This window comes from Streptomyces sp. NPDC053427 (assembly GCF_044544985.1).
Taxonomy (GTDB): Bacteria; Actinomycetota; Actinomycetes; order Streptomycetales; family Streptomycetaceae; genus Streptomyces.
Genome location: NZ_JBITYA010000002.1, coordinates 182,430 through 201,244, shown reverse-complemented (window position 1 = coordinate 201,244; position 18,815 = coordinate 182,430). Strand labels below are relative to the sequence as shown.

Below are 18,815 nucleotides of genomic sequence, written 5' to 3'. Positions count from 1 at the left end.
GGGCCTTCGTGGACCCCCGAAGTGGGGCGCCGGCGGACCCGCAGGGGCGCTAGGAAGCCATGGGATCGAGGTGCAGGGGCTGCACCTTGCCCTCGATCATGGCGCCCAGCCCCTGCACCGCGCAGGTGTCGGGGCGGTCCGCGATATGCACCGGCATATTGGTGGCCTGCTGGATCATCGACTCCAGACCGGGGGTCAGCGCACTGCCGCCGGCGAGCATGATGCCGCGTTCCCCGAGGTCCGCCACCAGATCCGGCGGGCAGTTGCGCAGCACCGCCCCGATGCCGTCGAGGATCGCGGTCAGCGGAGTGGTGATGGCCTTGAGCACCCGCTCGGTGTCGACACGTACGGAGCGCGCCAGGCCGCTGACCACATCCCGGCCGTGCACCTCCGTCGAGGAGGCGTGCGCGTCGTCGCCCGACAGCATCAGCTGGAGCGGGCGGACGGCCTGGCCCGGCAGCATCAGCTCGTGCTGCAACCTCATGTGCTGGATGACCGCGTGGACGATGGTGTTGCCGCCCACCGGAACGGTCTCCGCGGCCACGATCGAACCGACCGAGAGCACCGCGATCTGCGTGGTGCCCGCCCCGCACACCACGATCATGGTCGCCTCCGCCTGCTCCACCGGCAGACCGCAGCCGACCGCCGCCGCAATCAGCGTGTCCACCAGCTCCACCCGCCGGGCGCCCAGCCCGGTCAGCGTCTCCACGGCGGCGCGCTGCGCCAGCGGCTCGCTGCCGTACGGCATACACACCGCGGCCCGCATCGAGGGCCGGCGCCGCCAGGTCTTGCGCAGCTTGTCGCCGACCAGGTTGCGCAGCAGCCGCTGGGCCATGTCGATGTCCACGACCGTGCCGCCGGTGATCGGATGCACCACGCGGATGTGGTCGGGCGTACGGCCGTCCATCACCTCTGCCTGGTTGCCGACGGCCAGCAGCGCCCCGGTACGGACGTTGACGGCGGCGACCGAGGGTTCGTCGACGATCAGCCCCTGGTTCCTGACATACACCCGTGTCCGGGCTGCGCCGAGGTCGACGGCAACGGAGCAGCGCCGAAGCTGGGCGATGCTTATGGTCATGGCGAATTCCTCCCCTATGGGCCAGTTCGGGTGGAGTGCTGGAAAGGGGCACTCCCGGCCATCGTGTGGCGAGCGGCTGCCGACTGCCCGTTGGGGAGGTCCGGTCGGGGGACGCGGCGGGCCGGGCACGCGGCGGGTCGCGGGCGCGGTGTGTCCAGGGGCGGAGGTCAGTCCACCAGTCGCTGGAACAGGCCCCAGGTGAATTCCGCGACAAGGGAGTGCGGCCCGGCGTCCTCGTCGGGGTCGGGGACCGTACAGGCCAGCGCCCAGCGGGTGGGGGCGCTGCCCTCCATCGGGCGGGCCGGGGGAAAGGCGCGGGCGACCTCGTCGACCGTGCAGGACCACGGCACGAGGTCCGCGGTCGTACGGAGCGTGGGGGCGGCGGCGCCGGGGGCGCGCACGAGCCAGGCGTTCCATACGACGCCGCGCGCGGCGGTCAGGATCTCGAACCGCAGATCCGGCCAGAGCGGGACCGGCCAGGTCAGCGCCTCGCAGGGCAGATCGCCGATGCGACGGGCGCGCACGGTCTCGGGGGCGCCGAGCAGCGCGCGGTAGGGCTGCAGGCCGCCGGGCGCCCGGGGGGCGTGCATCCGCGCCTGCCAGCGGCGGTTGGCCGCGCGCAGATCGGCGCGCGAGACGCCCAGCGTGCGCAGTGCGTCCTCGACGAGACCGGGCTGGTGGTCGGCCATGCGGCGCAGCAGAACGAGCTGGAAGGCGACGGGGCCGGGCAGACCGGAGGGGTCGGCGGGGCCGGTGGTGCCGGTGGGACCGGGGTCGGCGGGGCCGGTCGGAGCGTCATTGTCAGTGGCGGCGTTCATGAGGGACATGGTCGTGGACGCCCGGGGGGTCAGGGAGGTCCCGGACCGGGGCGTGGGTGTCGTGGGTGTCGTGGATGTCTTGGACGTTGTGGGCGTCGTGCGGGGAGGGGGTGCGTGGCGGGGACTGCGAGGGGCCGGGGTGAGAGTCGGGGCGGGGGCCGGGACAAGTGCCCGCGGGGAGGAAGAGCACGGAATTGACGTAGCGGCGGTGCGGGGCGAGGGAACGGCGGAGCAGGCCGTGCTCGGCGACATGGGAGGTACGGGACTGATGGGCGGACAGATCGAAGTCGGCCAGCGGGGTCCAGTGGCTGTGTGGCAGGACCCAGCCGTGATAGCCGTGGGCGGCCGTCCAGTCCAGGACGGGCGCCAGCGGCTGGATCCGGGTCTCCAACTCGACGAACAGCGCCGGTAGTTCGCGCTCAATGGTGCGCGCCGCGCCGCGCAGCACGGCCAGCTCGCCCCCGTCCACGTCGATCTTGATGAACGTGACCGAGGTCAGCGCCAGCGAATCCAAGGGCAGGCAGGGGACGTCCAGCGCGGCGCCGTGCAGTTCTCGGCGGACGAGCGAGGAGACCCCGCGGTCACCGCGGCCGTCCGCCGGCAGCCAGAGTGTGGCGCAGCCGGAGTGGTCGGCGGCCGCGGCGGAGACCACATCGACGTGCGCGGGGGTGACCGAGGCGATCAGGCGGGCCAGATGCGGGACGGGCTCGATGGTGACGACCCGGTCCGCCCGCCGGGCCAGCCGCCGGGTCCACGGCCCGAGCCACCCTCCGACGTCCACGGCCGTGCCGCCCGGCGGACAGAAGTCGGCCAGCCGTCCGAGCTCCGGTTCGAACCGGGGATAGAGCCCGGCCGCCACCGCCGCCACCAGCCGGCCGGGCAGCCGCGGCCCCAGCCGCGCGGCAAGCGTCACGACCTCGACTCCACATCGGGCACGACCGGGGCGGGAGCGGGGGGTGCGGCGGCCGGTTCAGGTGTGGCTGACACGGTGGAAGTCGCAGATGCGGCAGGTGTGACTGATGTCGTGAAAGGGGTGGGTGCGGCGGGTGGTGTTGGCGTGACTGCCGGGCCGTCGGGCGGGGTGGGGGCCGGGCCGTCGGGCGGAGTGGGGGCCGGGCCGTCGTCCGGAGGTGCCGGGGGCACCGGAGGCGCCGGGTGCCCGGGGACCCCCGGGGCCGCACCCGTGAGTCGGCAGACGATGCGGTCGTGCTCGGCATCGGAGACCTGCTCGCCGGAAGAGGGAAGGAGCTGGGGAATGCCGTCGAGGATCGGATAGCGGCGGCGGAGCCGAGGGTTGTAGAGGACGTCGTCGGGCGCGAGAAGGGACAGCGGCCCCTTGTCGAGCGGACAGGCAAGGATCTTCAGCAACGGGTCATCGGACTTCATGACTCAACTCCGGGGTGCCGGCGGGTGGTTCGGGACCGGGTGGTTCGGGGCCGGGTGGTTCGGGACCGGGTGGTTCGGGCGCGAGGTGCGGAGCGGCGGGGGAGCGAGGGCAGGGGGTGCGGATGCGCATGCGGATGTGGGTGTGGGGCCGGTTCCGGGGGCGGGGTCGACGGCGGAGGTGGGGGCGGGGCCGGGGGCGGGGGCGTCATGGCGGGGCAGGGCGAGCAGGACGGCCAGGGCGACGGCCGTGCCGCCGAGCCGTAACGTCAGCCGTAGGGGATCGGCCGGCAGCGGTTCGCCGAACGCGACGGTGCCGCAGGCGACCGTGAAGACGCAGGTGATGGTGGAGCAGACCGGGACGATGACGGAGGCGCGGCACCGCTGGAGGGCGGTCTGCGAGAGCACCAGGCCGGTCGCCCCGGTGAACAACAGCAGGTAGGGATACGGCGAGCGGAAGAGCTGCCCGGCTGCGGCCGGAATGTCGTGGGTGGTCAGCAGGCCGGAGACGCCCTTGATGGCCAGTGAGCTGACGCCGTAGAGCAGCCCGACGGCCACCCCGTAGGGGACGCCCGCGGTCGGCAGGCGATGGCGGCGTCCGGCGCGCCGTTCCGCCGAGCCGTACAGCAGCAGTCCCGCGGCCAGCGAGGGTATGGCGAGGGCGAGCAGCGTTGTGGGCGGCGCGGTGCGGGCGATGGTCCGGGCGTCGTCGCCCTGCAGGGAGGCGACGACCATCACCAGCGCCACGAGGATCGCCACGATGCTCCGCCGCTCTCGGCCGCTGGTCCGCTCGCCCAGCACCACCGAGGACAGAAGCAGCAGCAGTACCAGGCCCGAGACGAAGATGCCCTGGGCGGCGGCGAGGGGGAGGGTGCGATAGACGGCGAGCTGGGCGGCGAACCCGGCGGCCAGGGCGAGCGAGCCGCCGATCCACAGCGGGCTGCTGAGCAGATGGCGGACGACTCGGGCGGGCTGACGGGTGCTCAGTGCGGGCAGCGTGGACAGGGCGCGTTTCTCCAGCACAAAGCCGGTGCTGTACAGGACGTTGGCGAGCAGCGCGGACGCCACGCCCCACCAGGGCATCGCCCTGCTCCTTTCGCCGTAGGTGTTCGTCCGATGTCCGGGGCCGTGCGAGTGCTCGATGTGTGTCTCGTGGGTTGGGTGTTCGTGTGTCCGGCGTGTGTGTCGTCGTCGTGCGGCCTGGTGCTGCGCTGTGCCGTGTGGCGCCTCCTTCCTCTCTTTCGGCAACGATTACAGAGAGTTATTGGTTCCCGGGGGTTTTTACGGTCCGTAGTGGGTTGGGGGTTGGGGAGGGGCTTCTTCGGCGGGCGTGGGCCAGGAGGATGGAGGCCAGGGACGGGACGTGGCAGGCGGCGCGGTCGAGGGGGCGTAGGGGGCGCGGTACGTCGTGATAGGGCGCGCCGGCGATTCGTATGACGTCGAAGCCGGAGGCGGTGAGGAAGCCGCGCAGGGCGCGGGCGGTGTAGAGGCGCAGATGGCCGACGACCTGGGTGCCGGGGCGGCCGTGGATGTGACGCAGGCTCACCTCCGAGAAGACGGGCTGGACTCCGGCGAGCAGAAGTCCGCGGTTGTACCAGGCGGCGAGGTTGGGGGTGGAGAGCATGAGGTGGCCGCCGGGGCGCAGCACGCGGTGGAGTTCGTCCAGGGCGGCGTCCGGGTCGACGAGATGCTCGATGACCTCGCTGAAGAGGACGGCATCGGCGGAGCCGGTCGCGAACGGCAGTCCGCCGTCGGTCAGTTCGCCGCGTACGGCACAGGGGATACGGGTCCGGGCGCGGCGCAGTGCGTCCTGGGACCAGTCGATGCCGACCAGGCGGTGCCCGGTCAGTGCGTCCGCGGCGGTGGCGGCCGCGGTGCCGTCGCCGCATCCGATGTCCAGGACGGTCGCGGCGGGGGTTCCGTTGCGTACGGGCCCGAGGGCGCGGGCCAGGAGGCGGGCCTGCCGTCGGCTGCGGGCGGTGCCGGATGCGACCGGGACGGCCGGGTTCTCGTAGAAGTCCCGGAGTCCGGCGGGGGGCCGGGGCGAGGAGGGGGGCCGGGCCGCGGCGTCGGGGTGGGCCGTGGCATCGGGGCAGGGGGTCATCGGGCGTCTCCTTCGGTGGCGGCGAGGGAGGCGGCGAAGAGGGCGCCGAGGCGGGCGCCGGCCGCGTCGTCCAGGAGGGCGTGCGACCAGCGCAGCGCCAGCTGGATGCGGCCGCCGACGGACACGGTGGTGAAGGTCAGTCCGCGCGGCATCCGGGCCGGCGCGGAGAACCACACCGCGGTCGGCCGCCCGGCGTCGCCGAAGTCCAGCGGGTAGGGGATGCGCCCGATGTTGGAGAGGAGGGTGCTGGAGGTCCAGGGGGCGGCGGCGGAGCGGAGCGTGCGGGTGAGGGCGCCGCGGATTCCTATGGGCAGTACCGGCAGGGTCAATACTGTCCCGGCGAGGCCGAGTTGGGAGCCCGGTACGGATTTGAGGGCGCGGGTGCGGGCGGCCGTGCGGCGCAGCAGGCGGGCGACCGCGTCGGGGTCGGGCGGATCGGCGGAGAGCAGCTCGGCGTCCCGGCGTTCCTCGGGGCCGAAGCCGACCGGGACCAGCCGGGTGCCGTTGCCGATGGGCATCTCGCTGCCGCGCGGCCGGTCGTCGACGGGCATGGTGATGACGACGGGTGCGGTGGGCCGGCCGTGCTGCCGGTTCCAGCGGGCGATCGTCAGGCAAGTGGCGACGAGGAGCTGGTCGTTGACGGTGTACGGGGCCCGGCCGCCGACGCGCGGCGGCCGCGCCGGGACGGGCAGTTCGGTGAGCAGCATGCCGTTGTGGCGAGCGCCGGGGTGGGGGTTCCCCTCGTCCCCGGTGTCGGGGGCGAGGCGGACCGGGCGGGCGAGACCGGGCCCGGGGCCCGCCGCGCCTGCGCCGGGTCGGGCCGGCCGGTCCGTACGGGCTTCGGGGGCGCGCACCGGTGGTGGGGCGGGGGAGTTGTCGGCTCCGCCGTACAGCTCGGCGGCGGTGGCCAGGACGCGGAGGCAGGCCGGGCCGTCCAGTGCGGTGTGGTTGATGGTCAGGAGGAGGACGGTGCCGTCGGCCGCGTCCGGGCGGTGCTCGATCACCTCGAGGCGGACGGGGGGTGCGGCGTCCAGTGGCGGGCAGTCGGCGAGGGCGCGGACCCGGGCGCGGGCGAGGGCGTCGGGGCCGGGGGGTGCAAGGACGACCGGCTCCCTGTCGGGGGCGGCGGTGAGCTGCCATTCGTAGCGGCGGCGCCACCAGCGCACCGGGGCCTGCCGCATCAGGATGCGCGGGTGGTCGGACAGCGCCCGGTGGAACGCGGTGCGCAGCCGCTCATGGTCGATCCGGCCCGGGAGATGCACCTCGAGGTGCACGGTCTCCGGTTCGTCGGCCCCGAGGCAGTGCCGGGAGATCTCGTCGACGACGGGGAAGGGGAGGCGGGTGGTGGTGGGTTGGCGAGTGGTGGGTTGGTGGGGCGCGTGGGGTGGGGTGCCGGTGGGGGCGGCGGTCCGGTCGTCCGGCTCGTGGCGGGGCGGCTGGTGCAGTGCGGTCATCGTTCGGTCTCCTCCCCGTTGTGCGGCGGCACGGCCGGTCGCTGCCGGTCGGCCCAGTCGGGGCCGGCGCCCGGCGTCCGCCCCCTGGCCCGGATGGGGCGCCCGACGTCCGGATTCCCGCCCTCCGCATTCCCGATGTCCGGACCGGCGTCGGGTCCCGGCCGCGCCACGTCCCGCGCCCGCCGGGGCAGCGGGGGAGGGGACGGAGGGGACGGCGGGGTGACGGGTGTGGCCGGAGCGTCGGAACCCGCGCCCGTCCCGTCGCCCGGAGCCGGAGCCGGACCTGGACCCGCTCCAGCACCCCCGCCCACCCCCGGCACGGTCACCACCGCCGCCGCCAGCGCCACCAGCGCACACCCCTGGGCCAGCGCACTGAACGCCCCCTGATCCGCGGCGATCGGCTCGCCCGCCCCGAGGGCCGCCGTGATCCCCGCGCCCGCCATGGCCAGGAACGCCACCGGCACCAGCAGCGCGGGCCGGAATCGTGCCGCCACCGCCAGCAGCGGCACGACCACGGCGAACGGCCCCGAAGCCAGGGCCACCACGGCCGTCAGCGCCAGCACGCCCAGCACCCACGACGGCGCGGGGGGCGGCGCCACCGGAGCGGGCGGTGGTGTCCGCGGGGTGCGCCGTACGAGTGCCGAGGCGAGGAGCAGCAGCACGCCGACCGCGCCGCCGATGAGCCCGAGGTCGTAGGTGGTGGCCGGGGCGTAGGAGAGCTCGATGGTGCCGCCCGCGCCGGCCGGGACGAGGAATCCCTGCTGCCAGCCGTCCAGCCGTACCGGGGTCAGCGGCCGGCCGTCGAGGGAGGCGTGCCAGCCGTCGTTGGCGTTCTCGTACATCTGGAGATAGACGGCCGTGCCCGCGCCGACGGCGACCGTACGCCGGTCGCCCGCCCAGTCCTTGGCGGTGACCTTCCGGTCCGGCCGTCCGGTGGCGGCTGCCGGGGCCGCCGCCTTGCCCGTGCTCAGCGTCACGTCCGTCAGCGCCAGCGGCCCCTGGTCCCCCGCCTCGACCCGGTGCCGCCCTGCCGGCAGGTCCAGCCGTCCTTCGCGCTGCTCGCCCGCGCACAACTCCACCGTGACCGGCCGCCGTTCGGTGAGATCGCGGATGTGGCCCGAGGCCTTGGTGGCGTGCAGGACGCCGTCGACGGCGAGCATCGGCCCCTGGCCGCAGCCGACCGAGAAGCGTTTCCCGGCGGCGGGGCGCGGGGTGCGGTACGCGTCCAGGGCGGGGAGATGGACCTCGCTGAGCCCGACCGGCAGTTGCAGGGCCTGGCCCGCGACCGGGTTGTGCAGGGTCAGCGGCTTGACCTTGCTGATGGTGATGTCGAGGCGGTCGGTGGTGATCGGGTCGAAGCGGGCCTGGCCGTTGTCGTCGACCCCGGCGGTGGCCGCGCCGTCCGGGGAGTTGATCAGGATCTGTTCGGGCCGGGTGGAGATGCCGCCGGCCGCGGCCAGCACGATCTGGTCGATCTTCTTCTTGCCGGGCCAGCGGAGGTGGAGGGTGGGGCGGTCGCCGGCGATCCAGGCGGTGGTCAGATCGCCGTCGACGAGGTTGCGGGGGCTGAGCGACCGGCCGAAGCCGAAGCCGGTGGAGTCCGCGGTGGCGGTGATCCGGTCCTTCTGCTCGGGGGCGAGCGTGTCCAGCAGCCGGTCGAGTTCGGGGCCGGGGACGGCCAGCGCCTTGCCGGAGACGGCGTAGGGCGCGCTCGCGTCCGTACGGAACTGGCGGTGCAGGCCGGTCTCGGCGGAGACCGGGGAGAGGCCTCCGGGGTCGCTGCCCCGGTGGAGGGAGAAGGTCTGCGCGGGGGCGTCGGAACGCTGCGCGTCGGTGGGCAGTTGGAGGAGACGGGTGACCTGGACGCCGGGGACGGAGATCTCGCGGAAGCCCGCGCCGGAGAGGCCTGCCCGTGGCGTCTGCGAGCCCAAGATGGTGATCTTCAGCCATTTCGCGGTGCCCGCGGGCGCCTTGACCTGCTGCTTCGTGCCGTCCGGCCGCAGTGGGGACTCGACGCTGCCGCGGTCGGTCGCCACCCGTACGGACGTCGGGGCGGCCCGCAGGCCGTCGCCGGGCAGCGGGGTGAGGGAGAGCGACGCGGGGACCGGGGTGGGCCGGGTGAAGGCGATCCGCAGCCACTGGCCGACCGGGTCGCCCGCGCTGCCCTCCGCCCAGGCGGTGTCGGGGTTGCCGTCGAAGGCGTTCACCGGGTCGTACTGGGGCAGGTGGAAGAGCCAGTTGCCGCTGGTGGAGGCGGTGACGGAGGAGGCGCCGCGCAGCACGGCGGTGGTCTGGTGGCCGCTGCCGGAGGTGGGCAGGATCTGCCGTGGCGGGCGGCCGGGGTCCTGGACGCTGTCGGGGTGGTTGGTCTCCTCGGCCGTGTACGTGTACGACGTGTTGCTGTTGACCAGGCCGAAGCGGGTGTCGGCGCGGCGCAGTCCGTCGGCGGTCAGCTGGAGCGGCACGGTGCCCAGGCCCGGATGGTTGTCGCCGGTCAGGACGGTGGGCCGGTCCCGCAGGGCGGGGTCGGCGGACAGCTGGAGCAGGGCCTCGGGGCCGCCGCTGAGCTGGGCGGTGTCCGCGACGGCCTTGGCGGTGACGGGGCCGGGCGCGGGGGTGTCCTCGGGCCGGTAGATCTCGACGGAGCGCAGGCGCGGGTAGAGGCCCTGGACCTGCAGCGGCGTCTCGGCGGGGATCCTGCCGCTGGTGGTCAGCGGGCCGAAGGCGGCCACCTTGCGGTAGCCGGAGGCCTCCAGGGTGCGGGTGACGGTCACCGGCGGGACGTAGCCGATCTGGTCCGGGTCGAGATCGTTGCGTACGACCACGTCGTGGAGGCCGGCCCGGCCCAGGAAGTCCCGCAGGCCAGGGACTTGGGCGCCGGTCATCAGGGCCTGCTCGACGGCGTCCAGGGCGCGGCGGGCGCCGGGGGTGCCGAAGGGGACGAAGTCGCGCTGCGCCCAGGGGGATTCGGCCAGGACGTCGAGGGGTTCGTCGATGGGGGAGCCCCAGGTGTAGATGCCGTGGGCGGTGGCGGGGACGACCAGGGCGCGGCCGTGCGGGGTGTGGGTCCGCAGCCAGCTCGCGGTCTGTTCCCAGTAGCCGGGCAGCTTGGTGAAGGCGCCGGGCTGGAGGACGGCGCCGGTCAGGAAGGGGAGGGCGAGCGCCGGCAGCAGCACCGCGGCGGTCAGCAGCGGCAGGAGTCGGCCGGGGGCGGGGAGGCGGCGGGTGCCGCGGCGTTCGGCGGCGGGCCGGACGGCCTTTCGGGCGGCGAGCGGATGCGGCACGGCGAGCAGATGCGCCAGGCCCAGGGTGAGGGCGAGGGCCAGGCCCGGGGTGAACTTGTAGATGTTGCGGAACGGGCGGAGCCAGCCGTTGAGCCAGTCCTGCCAGGGGCCGTGCAGGGGGCCGCCCAGGGCACCGCCGTATCCGGCCAGTGCGATCAGCGCGACGGTCAGCACGGTCAGCAGCAGCCAGCGGCGCTCGGGCAGGTCGCGGCGGGCCAGCCCGGCCAGCCCCAGGGCCGCGGCCAGCGCCGAGCCCAGCACCGCGAAGGCGTTGGCGGTCATGGTCCGGCCGGCCGGCAGCCAGGGTTCGCCGAAGTCGAGGTAGCCGACCCAGTTGCCCGCGCCGCGCAGCAGTTCGGTGGCGGACATGGTGCCGGTGGTGGTGTCCGCCTGCTCGATGAACGGCATGAAGTTCTCGCCGTGCAGGCCCAGGAGGAGCAGCGGGACCACCCACCAGGCGGTGGCCAGTACGACGCCCGGCAGCCACCAGGCGAGCAGTGCCCGGCGGCGGGGCCCCGTACGGGCGAGCAGATAGAGGCCGACGGGTAACAGGGAGGCCAGCGTCGAGGCCGCGTTGACGCCGCCCATGAAGGGGATCAGCAGGGCCGAGCGGGTGGCCGCGATGCGGGCGCCGGTCCGAGGGTTCGTCAGCGGCAGCAGCACCCAGGGCAGCAGTGCGCCGGGGAGCGCGGCGGCGGAGGTGGATCCGATGACGATGGTGAAGGTCGGCCACAGGGCGTAGCAGGCGGCGGCGAGCAGCCGGGTGGGCGGGCTGCCGTACCCGAGCCGTTCGGCCAGCCGCAGCGCACCCCAGAACGCGGCGGTGACGATCAGCGACATCCACAGGCGTTCGGCCAGCCAGACGGGGAGGTGCGCCAGATGCGTCAGGCCGTAGTAGGGGAGGGTGGGGAAGGCATAGCCGAAGTACTGGTCGGCGATGCCGCCGAAGCCCGCCCGGTCGTGCCACAGCTGCCCCAGGTCGGCGAGGAACTTCCAGGGGTCGCTCGGCACGCCCAGTTTGGTCTCGAAGGTCATCTTCCCCGGTGAGGGGGCCAGAAAGCCGGTCAGGGCGAGCGCCCAGAACGCGAACAGCCAGCTTCTGCGGCGGGGCCGGCCCGGTGGCGGGGCGGCGGGGGAGGGCGTCGGGGTGCCGCCGGTGGCGGGCGAGCCCGGTGACATGGACATCTGGAGCGTCCGGGTCGACGGGGACGTCTGGGGCGTCTGGGTCATGGCAACCGCCGGAGGATGAGGAGAAGGTTCCAGGTGGCGACTTCGCGGACGCCCGGGAGGCGGGGGATGGTCTCGGCGAGGAACGGCGCATAGCGGGAGCGGGCCGAGAGGACGGAGACCTCGTCGCGGGCGCGGACCTGGCGCAGGGTGCGGCCGATGTGGAGGGCGAAGAGGTTCTCGCCCAGGGTGTGTTTGGCGGGGCGGCCGGTGCGCCGCAGGTAGCGGGCGCGGGCCCGTTCGGCGCCCAGGTAGTGCCAGGGCGCGGTCTCATGGCCGCCCCAGGGGGACAGCCAGTTGGTGAAGGAGACGTAGATCAGCCCGCCGGGGCGGGTGACCCGGATCATTTCGCTCAGGAAGGTTTCCGGGTCGGCGACATGCTCCAGGACGTTGGAGGAGAAGCAGATGTCGGCGGCGCCGTCGGCGAGCGGCAGCAGATAGCCGTCGGCGACCACCGCGCCTTCGGGGACACGGCCGCGGGCGGTCAGTTCGCCCGTATCGGGCTCGAAGAGCAGGCCCTGGGCGCCGCGCCGCCGGAACTCCTCGGTGAAGTGGCCGCTGCCGCCGCCGACATCGGCGACCACCGCGCCCTTGAGCGGGGCGTGGCGCTCCACCTGGTCGGCGGCGTCCCGGGCGAGCAGTGTGTAACAGCGTTCCGGTTCGGTCTGTTCGCGCAGAAAGGCGCGGAAGAGGGCAACGGACCTGCGCAGTGAGGGGTCGCGCACCGGGGCCTCACCTCCCGGGGAGCGTGGTGAGGACGGCCTCCGCGGCGACCGCCCGGAAGCTGCTGACCGTACGGCTCCACCGGAAGCGGGCGGCGCGCGCCTCCGCCGCGCGGCCGAGGGCGTCGCGGCGGCGGGCGCTGAGCGCGAGGGTGCACCAGTGCGCGGCGAAGGCGCTCTCGCCGCGGGCCAGCAGCCCGGTGACGCCGTCCGTCACGGAGTCGCGCAGTCCGGGGACGTCGAAGCCGACGGCGGGCGTGCGGCGGGCGGCGGCCTCCATGACCACCAGCCCCCACCCCTCCACCAGCGAGGGGTGCAGCAACAGCCAGGCGGAACACAGGAGTTGATGCTTGCGCTGTTCGGAGATGTGGCCGGTGAAGGTGACGTCCGGACCGGCCGTCGCGGTCAGCCGCGCCCGCTCGGGGCCGTCGCCGACGATGACGAGCCGGCCGCCGGTCACCGGGCGGACCCGCTCCCACAGCCGCAGCAGCAGATCGATCCGCTTGTACTCGACGAGCCGGCCCATGGCCAGGAAGAGCGGTTCGGCGGCTTTGGGGGCGAGCGGTCCCGGCTCCTCGACGCCGTTGTGGACCAGCCGGATACGGTCGCCGTCCACGCCGAGCCCGCGCAGCGCGGACGCGGTCGAGCCGGAGACGGCGACCATCAGGTTGCGGCGGTGGGTGCCGGCCAGCGCCCAGTGCTCCAGCCTGCGGCCGAGCCGGGCGGCGGGCCCCGGATAGCGCATCTCCCACAGGTCCGTATGGACGTGGTTGACCAGGCACAGGGTGGGGCCGCGGTGCCACAGCGGCGCGAGGTACGGCATGCCGTTGCACACCTCGACCAGCAGATCGCAGGCGCCGACCCGACGGGCCAACTCGCGCGGTGCGCGCAGGAAATGACCGGCGTCGCCGCCCGCGGAGACCACCCGGTAGCCGCGGGCGGGGGTGCCTGCGGAGGCCGGTCCGCCGCACAGCAGGGTGACCTGGTGGCCGTGTGCGGTGAGCCCGTCGGCGATCTTGTCCACCAGGAGTTCGGAGCCGCCGGCGGCGGGGTTGTCCAGGTCGCGGCGGGCGAGGAAGACGATACGGCGGGGGAGCGGGGGCGGACCGGAGAGGGGCGGACCGGAGGGTGCCGCGCGGGGCGGGGACGGTGGCGGTACGTGCTGCGGGGACGGTCGTACGTGCTGGGGCATGGGCGCTCCAACTCGTCTCAGGGTGCGGTACCGGCGGTGGGGGACGTACTGCGTGCTGAGTCGTGCGGGGACGGCGCGGGGACGGCGCGGGTGGTGCACGGGTGGTGCCGGTGTGGGGTGGACAGTTTTCGCCGCGCGGCCCGCCGCGGCTACTCACCGGAGTGACAAAAACCCGGTCCGGTTGGGCTGACGGTTCATCACTTCGCTCAGGATCGGCCGCCCGGCTTCCTCCCCCGCACCACCAGCACCACCCCTACCAGCGCCAGCGCGCCGCCCGCCGCCGCGGCGCCCACCGGCAGCGGCCCGCTCACCAGTGCCAGCTTGTCGCTGTCGGCCTTCGCCAGCCGCACCTGCGCCCGCTGCGTGGCGGCGGTGAACTCCAGATGGTCGCCGCGCAACAGGGTCACCGCGTCACGCCGGGCGCCGGGGGCCCGCAGCGTCTTCAGCGGCGAGATGGCGGCACTGATGATCCGCCCGGTGCGCCGCTCGACGACCATCTCGATACCGGAATTGGCGTACCACTCCTCGGCCTGGATCTGCCCCTGCTCCGGACGCCCGACGAGCTTGCCCGGCACCTGCCGGCTGCCGGTCCTGGTGGCCGGCACGGTCCCGGTGAAGCGATAGCCCGCATACCCCTGGACCGTCTTCGTACCGGCGAAGCGGAGCGGGACGGCCGCGCCCAGCGTGTTGTCCCACCACCGATAACTCTTCTGCTGCACATCGAAGGGGAATTTGAGGTACGCATCGCCGTCGAACCGGGTGGGCGCCTCCTGGCAGCAGTGCACCGGGGCGTTGCTGCGGCGGTCGGTGACCCAGCGTTCGACGGTCCACTGGAACGCCTTGCGCGGATCCTTCAGCGGCAGCGTCCTCGGGGTGTCGACCGTGGTGGACACGTCCCACACCGCCCGCCCGCTCTCCTCGCTCGCCGCGACATCGCCCAGCACATGCCGGGTGATGGTGATCTTCTGCCGCTTCCGGGTCACCAGCGCCCCGGTGTCGAAGTAGCTGCCGGTGCCGGTGAAGACGGTGGTGACGTCGACATCGACCGGTGTGACCTTGGCCCGCGGCGTGACGTACCAGGCCAGCAGCGGCGCCAGGACCAGCAGGAACACGCCGAGCCCCAGCAGGGCCAGCGAGAGGGGCGAGGCGGTACGGGCGGCGGTGGCCGCGGTGGTGGGTGTGCCGGATTCGGGCATACGAGCACTCCTGGAAGCGGTGGGGGAAACACGCTCTGGTGCACGTGCGGCGGCGCCGGCGGGGTCCGGGGCGCCCTGGGCCGGGAACGTAAGGGAACTCTTGACAGCGAGTCAATGCCCTTCCACACTCGGCAGGCACCACGACTGCCGTGGTGCCGCGCTGTGGGACGCGGCACCGAGCAGGCCCCGATCCGTACGGCCCGTTCCGTACCGGCCGATCCGTCGGCCCGATCCGTACGCGCCGATCCGTACGCCAGGGGGCCGTTGCGATGTGCCGTACCAGCCTCGACGGGGACCGGCCAGGGTTCCCGGCATCGACGAAGGGCCCGCGCGCCATGCATCGAACGCTCGCCGCCGCACTGACCGCACTGGCCGCCGCCGCCCTGGCCGTCGGCGCCGCGCTCGGCATCGCCGCCGCCCTGGACTCCACCCCCCGGCAGCCCAACGTGCCGCTGGTGACCTTCGACCGGACCGGCGAATAGGACGGGCCGGACATGCGCAGGAGGGTCCGGCCATGGTGACCGCCTTACGCTCCGCCTGGCGGGAGGTCCCGCACCGCCAGGTACACCGGTTCGCCGCCCTGGCCCTGGACGAGGTGCCCGCACTGGCCGAGGACATCCTGCGCGAGATCCGCCACGCCTATCCCCAACTGCCGCTGATTCCGGACGAGTTCGGTGAGCCGCGCGCCCTGGTCGGCATCCGGCAGTCCCTGGAGCACTTCGTCGCGCACATGACCGCAGGGCTGGACCGGCCGCACGTCCACCCCCGGGTCTTCCAGGAATTCGGCCGCGGCGAGGGCATCCAGGGCCGCAGCCTGGACGCCCTCCAGGCCATGTACCGGCTCGGCGTCAAACTGGCCTGGCGGCGGCTCGCCGAGATCGGCCAGGAGGTCGCCATCCCGGCACCCGCGATGTACGAACTCGCCGAGTCGGGCTTCGAGTACCTCGACGGGCTGGTCGCCGAGTCCGTACGCGGCTATGCCGAGGCCGCCGCCCGCCAGGCAGGGGAACGGCTGCGGCTGCAACGCCGCCTGATGGAGCAGCTGTTCGCGAGCACCAACGGCACCGGCCGGGCCGGCCCCTGGGCCCGGACGGTGCCGGGCGGCGCGGCGGGACCCGCCGCCGCCCGCGGTTCCCGCTCCCCGCTCGCCGAACGCGCCGCCCGCATCGGCTGGCCGCTGCCCGAACGCGTCGCCGTCGCCGTCCTGCTGCGCCCGGCCCGCGAGGCGGTGGCGCCCGCCGTGGCCTCCGATGTCCTGCTGGACATGGAGTGCGAACGGCCCCGGATGGTGGTGCCCGAGCCGGACGCCCCCGGGCGGCGCGAGCTGCTGGCCCGCGCGGCCGCCGGGTGGTCGGGCGCCATCGGGCCCGCCGTGCCGCTGCTGGACGCCGCCAAGTCGCTGCGCTGGGCCGGGTCCGCGGTCGACCTGATGGAGCGCGGGCTGCTGCCGGCCGGCGAGCTGCTCCAGTGCACCGAGCACACCGAGGCGCTGGTCCTGCTGCCGCCCGAAGAGCTGATCGAGGACCTCACCCGCCGCCGCCTCGCCCCGCTCACCCGCTGCGGCCCCACCCACGGCCGCCGCCTCGCCGAAACCCTGCTCGCCTGGCTGGAGACCCGCGGCGGCGCCCCCGAGGTGGCCGCCCGGCTCGGCGTCCACCCACAGACCGTGCGCTACCGGCTGCGCCAGATCAGGGAGTTGTGGGGCGCCGAGGTAGACGATCCGGACCGCCGCTTCGAACTGGAGCTGGTGCTGCGGGCACGGCGGTTACGGGGCGAGCTCGGCCAGGGCCCGCCGCCGTCCGCATGACCAGGGCCTCCATGCCGTCGAGGACGCGGGCCGGCCCGAACGCGAAGAGGCTCCCGCAGCTCACCGCGCCCTCCTTCGTCCCCACCGCCCCGCGCCCACGGGGCGCGAGCCCGTCAGCTGAAGTCGAACTCCCCGGTACGGGTCCGCTTCAGCTCGAAGAACTTGTCGTAACCGGCCAGCAGGCGGGCGCCGTCGAAGACCCGTACCGCCTCCTCGCCCCGCGGGATCGCCATCAGGACCGGGCCGAAGAACGCGACCCCGTCGATGTGGATCGTGGGCGTCCCGACGTCCTCGCCGACCGGGTCCATGCCCTGGTGGTGGCTCTTGCGCAGCGCGTCGTCGTAGGTGTCCCGCTCGGCGGCGCGGGCCAGCTCCACCGGCAGTCCGGCCTCGGCCAGCGCCTCCTCGATGACGGTCGCGGTGTCCTCGCGGCCGTTGGTGTGGATCCGGGTGCCGAGCGCGGTGTACAGATCGCGCAGCACCTCCTCGCCGTGCTCCTGGGCGGCCGCGATGCACACCCGCACCGGGCCCCAGCCCGCATCCAGCAGATCGCGGTACTTCTCGGGCAGGTCCTCGCGGCCCTCGTTGAGCACGGACAGGCTCATCACCCGGAAACGCAGATCGAGGTCGCGGTGCTTTTCGACCTCCAGGATCCAGCGGGAGGAGATCCAGGCGAACGGGCAGATCGGGTCGAAGTAGAAGTCGACGGTGTGGCGGGCGGGATCCGGGGTGCTCCCGGCGCTCCGGGCACCCGGGGAGTTCTGCGATTCCTGGGTGCTCCGGGTGTTCGGGGCGCTCTGGGGGTTCTGGGACGTCATGCGGATCAGGGTAGAGCGCCCCCGACGCCCGGCACCCGGGACATTCGCCCCCGGCATTCCTGGGCCAATTCCCCCGCCGGCCCGCCGCCGCGCTACTCGGGAGCGATGCCCAGCATCCGCTGGAGCAGCTGCTTGAGCAGCGTGCGCTCCGCGACGGTCAGCTGGCCGAGCGGCTCGCGGGCGAAGTCGAGGGAGGTGCGCAGGCGCTCGGCCGTACGGCTGCCCTCGGCGGTCGGCGCGGCCAGCTTGACGCGGCGGTCGGCCGGGTCGGGGCGGCGCTCCACCAGGCCCCGGGACTCCAGGCGGTCCACTATCCCCGTGACGTTCGACGGCTCGCACTTCAGCCGCTGGGCGACCTTGCGCATGGGCAGCGGCTCGACGGCGAGCAGGCTGAGCACCCGCGCCTGCGCGCCGGTGAGGGAGTGCTCGGCCGCGGCGTGCTCGTACTCCTCGTAGTAACGGGCGACGACGGTGCCGATCAGGTCGACGACCTCGACGGTCAAGGGGTCTGCACGCGGTGTCATGCCGACCAGGATACCCAATTACTTGACAACATGAAATATCGAGGAGCATCATTGTTTCAGCACATGAAGTATCGGGCCTGAGGTATTCGGGCCGAAGCAAGCTGGAGGATCGCGCTCATGTCCGCACTGCCCGTAACCGGCCGCGAATGGCACCTCGTCGCCCGTCCGCACGGCTGGCCCACTGCCGATGACTTCGCGCTGCGGGAGACCGCGGTCCCCGAGGTCGGCGAGGGCCAGATCCTGGTCCGCAACCTGCACTTCTCCGTCGACCCCTACATGCGCGGCCGGATGAACGACGTGAAGTCCTACGTCCCGCCGTTCCGGCTCGACCAGCCGATGGACGGCGGCGCGGTCGGCGAGGTCATCGCCTCGCGTGCCGAGTCCGTCGCCGTCGGCGACCACGTCCTGCACGGCCTGGGCTGGCGCGAGTACGCGGTCCTGGACGCCGAGCGCGCTGCGAAGGTCGACCCGTCGCTGGCCCCGCTCACCGCCTACCTCGGTGTGCTGGGCATGCCGGGCCTGACCGCCTACGCGGGCCTGCTGGAGGTCGCCTCCTTCAAGGAGGGCGACGCCGTCTTCGTCTCCGGCGCCGCGGGTGCCGTGGGCAGCGAGGTCGGCCAGATCGCCAGGCTCAAGGGCGCCTCCCGGGTCATCGGCTCGGCCGGCTCCGACGAGAAGGTCAAGCTCCTGGTGGAGGAGTACGGCTTCGACGCCGCCTTCAACTACAAGCACGGCGACGACGTCACGGGCCAGCTCAGGGCGGCCGCGCCCGACGGCATCGACGTCTACTTCGACAACGTCGGCGGCGACCACCTCGAGGCGGCCATCTCCGCCCTCAACGTCCGTGGCCGGATCGCGGTCTGCGGCATGATCTCGATGTACAACGCCACCGAGCCGAGCCCCGCCCCGCGCAACCTCGCCATGGTGATCGGCAAGCGCCTGCGCATGCAGGGCCTCCTGGTGAGCGACCACGCCGACCTTCAGCCGAAGTTCGTGGAGGAGGTCTCCGCCTGGATCCGCTCCGGCGAGCTCAAGTACCGCGAGACCGAGGTGATCGGCGTCGAGAACGGCGTCGAGGCCTTCCTGGGCATGCTCCGCGGCGAGAACACCGGAAAGATGATCGTGAGCCTGGAGGGATGACGGCCACGGGCCTCGCCGCCGCCTGAAGCCGGGCACCTGCCGGCCGGCGGCCGACGGCGAAGCTCGCC

The 18,815-nt window shown here is 73.8% G+C and carries 15 protein-coding genes and 1 pseudogene; 3 read left to right on the top strand and 13 right to left on the bottom strand.

The window, feature by feature from the left end; translation table 11 throughout:
* Positions 1-49: 49 nt before the first annotated feature.
* The 11 genes and pseudogenes from ACIGWZ_RS05610 to ACIGWZ_RS05560 all read right to left on the bottom strand — a co-directional run bounded on the left by ACIGWZ_RS05610 (position 50) and on the right by ACIGWZ_RS05560 (position 14,458).
* Positions 50-1,078, bottom strand: a complete 1,029-nt coding sequence (locus ACIGWZ_RS05610; RefSeq protein WP_400061145.1) for a rod shape-determining protein — start codon at positions 1,076-1,078, stop codon at positions 50-52.
* A 167-nt stretch (positions 1,079-1,245) separates the two neighbouring features.
* Positions 1,246-1,896, bottom strand: coding sequence for a hypothetical protein (locus ACIGWZ_RS05605; RefSeq protein WP_400061143.1), 651 nt, complete (start codon positions 1,894-1,896; stop codon positions 1,246-1,248).
* Positions 1,880-2,809, bottom strand: coding sequence for an FkbM family methyltransferase (locus ACIGWZ_RS05600; protein WP_400061141.1), 930 nt, complete (start codon positions 2,807-2,809; stop codon positions 1,880-1,882). The genes ACIGWZ_RS05605 and ACIGWZ_RS05600 overlap by 17 nt, the downstream gene beginning before the upstream one ends.
* 269 nt (positions 2,810-3,078) lie before the next feature.
* Positions 3,079-3,282 (bottom strand): annotated as a pseudogene (locus ACIGWZ_RS05595) (Trm112 family protein); the annotation flags it as partial.
* Between the two features lie 3 nt (positions 3,283-3,285).
* Positions 3,286-4,362 (bottom strand): DMT family transporter, encoded by a 1,077-nt coding sequence (locus ACIGWZ_RS05590; protein ID WP_400061139.1) that lies wholly within the window; start codon positions 4,360-4,362, stop codon positions 3,286-3,288.
* A gap of 178 nt (positions 4,363-4,540) precedes the next feature.
* Positions 4,541-5,383, bottom strand: coding sequence for a class I SAM-dependent methyltransferase (locus ACIGWZ_RS05585; RefSeq protein WP_400061138.1), 843 nt, complete (start codon positions 5,381-5,383; stop codon positions 4,541-4,543).
* Positions 5,380-6,837, bottom strand: coding sequence for a condensation protein (locus tag ACIGWZ_RS05580; RefSeq protein ID WP_400061136.1), 1,458 nt, complete (start codon positions 6,835-6,837; stop codon positions 5,380-5,382). The genes ACIGWZ_RS05585 and ACIGWZ_RS05580 overlap by 4 nt, the downstream gene beginning before the upstream one ends.
* The gene (locus tag ACIGWZ_RS05575) at positions 6,834-11,306 is read right to left on the bottom strand and encodes an alpha-(1->3)-arabinofuranosyltransferase family protein (RefSeq protein WP_400061999.1); all 4,473 of its coding nucleotides are present in this window, start codon (positions 11,304-11,306) and stop codon (positions 6,834-6,836) included. The genes ACIGWZ_RS05580 and ACIGWZ_RS05575 overlap by 4 nt, the downstream gene beginning before the upstream one ends.
* A 41-nt stretch (positions 11,307-11,347) precedes the next feature.
* The gene (locus ACIGWZ_RS05570; protein WP_400061134.1) at positions 11,348-12,073 is read right to left on the bottom strand and encodes a class I SAM-dependent methyltransferase; all 726 of its coding nucleotides are present in this window, start codon (positions 12,071-12,073) and stop codon (positions 11,348-11,350) included.
* Between the two features lie 7 nt (positions 12,074-12,080).
* Positions 12,081-13,262, bottom strand: coding sequence for a glycosyltransferase family 4 protein (locus ACIGWZ_RS05565; protein ID WP_400061132.1), 1,182 nt, complete (start codon positions 13,260-13,262; stop codon positions 12,081-12,083).
* A 206-nt stretch (positions 13,263-13,468) separates the two neighbouring features.
* On the bottom strand, positions 13,469-14,458 hold the full coding sequence (locus ACIGWZ_RS05560; protein ID WP_400061131.1) for a DUF3068 domain-containing protein: 990 nt from the start codon (positions 14,456-14,458) through the stop codon (positions 13,469-13,471).
* A gap of 335 nt (positions 14,459-14,793) precedes the next feature.
* Here ACIGWZ_RS05560 and ACIGWZ_RS05555 point away from each other — a divergent pair, with 335 nt between their 5' ends.
* Both ACIGWZ_RS05555 and ACIGWZ_RS05550 read left to right on the top strand, forming a co-directional pair.
* The gene (locus ACIGWZ_RS05555; protein WP_400061129.1) at positions 14,794-14,940 is read left to right on the top strand and encodes a hypothetical protein; all 147 of its coding nucleotides are present in this window, start codon (positions 14,794-14,796) and stop codon (positions 14,938-14,940) included.
* 32 nt (positions 14,941-14,972) lie between these two features.
* Positions 14,973-16,265, top strand: coding sequence for a helix-turn-helix domain-containing protein (locus ACIGWZ_RS05550; protein ID WP_400061127.1), 1,293 nt, complete (start codon positions 14,973-14,975; stop codon positions 16,263-16,265).
* A 113-nt stretch (positions 16,266-16,378) separates the two neighbouring features.
* Here the strand turns inward: ACIGWZ_RS05550 and ACIGWZ_RS05545 are convergent, their stop codons facing one another.
* Both ACIGWZ_RS05545 and ACIGWZ_RS05540 read right to left on the bottom strand, forming a co-directional pair.
* Positions 16,379-17,083, bottom strand: a complete 705-nt coding sequence (locus tag ACIGWZ_RS05545; RefSeq protein ID WP_400061125.1) for a disulfide bond formation protein DsbA — start codon at positions 17,081-17,083, stop codon at positions 16,379-16,381.
* Positions 17,084-17,175: 92 nt separating this feature from the next.
* Complete coding sequence (locus tag ACIGWZ_RS05540) at positions 17,176-17,607, bottom strand: MarR family winged helix-turn-helix transcriptional regulator (protein WP_400061123.1); 432 nt, start codon at positions 17,605-17,607, stop codon at positions 17,176-17,178.
* Between the two features lie 117 nt (positions 17,608-17,724).
* On the opposite strand from ACIGWZ_RS05540, the gene ACIGWZ_RS05535 reads away from it, so the two are divergent.
* Positions 17,725-18,747: an NADP-dependent oxidoreductase gene (locus ACIGWZ_RS05535; RefSeq protein ID WP_400061121.1), complete on the top strand. Its 1,023-nt coding sequence runs from the start codon at positions 17,725-17,727 to the stop codon at positions 18,745-18,747.
* Positions 18,748-18,815: the final 68 nt, after the last annotated feature.

Bases quoted from the DNA above. Each gene is read 5' to 3' on its own strand.
- ACIGWZ_RS05585 (WP_400061138.1), bottom strand. From the start codon at position 5,383: ATGACCCCCTGCCCCGATGCCACGGCCCACCCCGACGCCGCGGCCCGG.
- ACIGWZ_RS05590 (WP_400061139.1), bottom strand. From the start codon at position 4,362: ATGCCCTGGTGGGGCGTGGCGTCCGCGCTGCTCGCCAACGTCCTGTAC.
- ACIGWZ_RS05610 (WP_400061145.1), bottom strand. From the start codon at position 1,078: ATGACCATAAGCATCGCCCAGCTTCGGCGCTGCTCCGTTGCCGTCGAC.
- ACIGWZ_RS05575 (WP_400061999.1), bottom strand. From the start codon at position 11,306: ATGTCCATGTCACCGGGCTCGCCCGCCACCGGCGGCACCCCGACGCCC.
- ACIGWZ_RS05560 (WP_400061131.1), bottom strand. From the start codon at position 14,458: ATGCCCGAATCCGGCACACCCACCACCGCGGCCACCGCCGCCCGTACC.
- ACIGWZ_RS05605 (WP_400061143.1), bottom strand. From the start codon at position 1,896: ATGAACGCCGCCACTGACAATGACGCTCCGACCGGCCCCGCCGACCCC.
- ACIGWZ_RS05550 (WP_400061127.1), top strand. From the start codon at position 14,973: ATGGTGACCGCCTTACGCTCCGCCTGGCGGGAGGTCCCGCACCGCCAG.
- ACIGWZ_RS05545 (WP_400061125.1), bottom strand. From the start codon at position 17,083: ATGACGTCCCAGAACCCCCAGAGCGCCCCGAACACCCGGAGCACCCAG.
- ACIGWZ_RS05565 (WP_400061132.1), bottom strand. From the start codon at position 13,262: ATGCCCCAGCACGTACGACCGTCCCCGCAGCACGTACCGCCACCGTCC.
- ACIGWZ_RS05540 (WP_400061123.1), bottom strand. From the start codon at position 17,607: ATGACACCGCGTGCAGACCCCTTGACCGTCGAGGTCGTCGACCTGATC.
- ACIGWZ_RS05580 (WP_400061136.1), bottom strand. From the start codon at position 6,837: ATGACCGCACTGCACCAGCCGCCCCGCCACGAGCCGGACGACCGGACC.
- ACIGWZ_RS05535 (WP_400061121.1), top strand. From the start codon at position 17,725: ATGTCCGCACTGCCCGTAACCGGCCGCGAATGGCACCTCGTCGCCCGT.
- ACIGWZ_RS05555 (WP_400061129.1), top strand. From the start codon at position 14,794: ATGCATCGAACGCTCGCCGCCGCACTGACCGCACTGGCCGCCGCCGCC.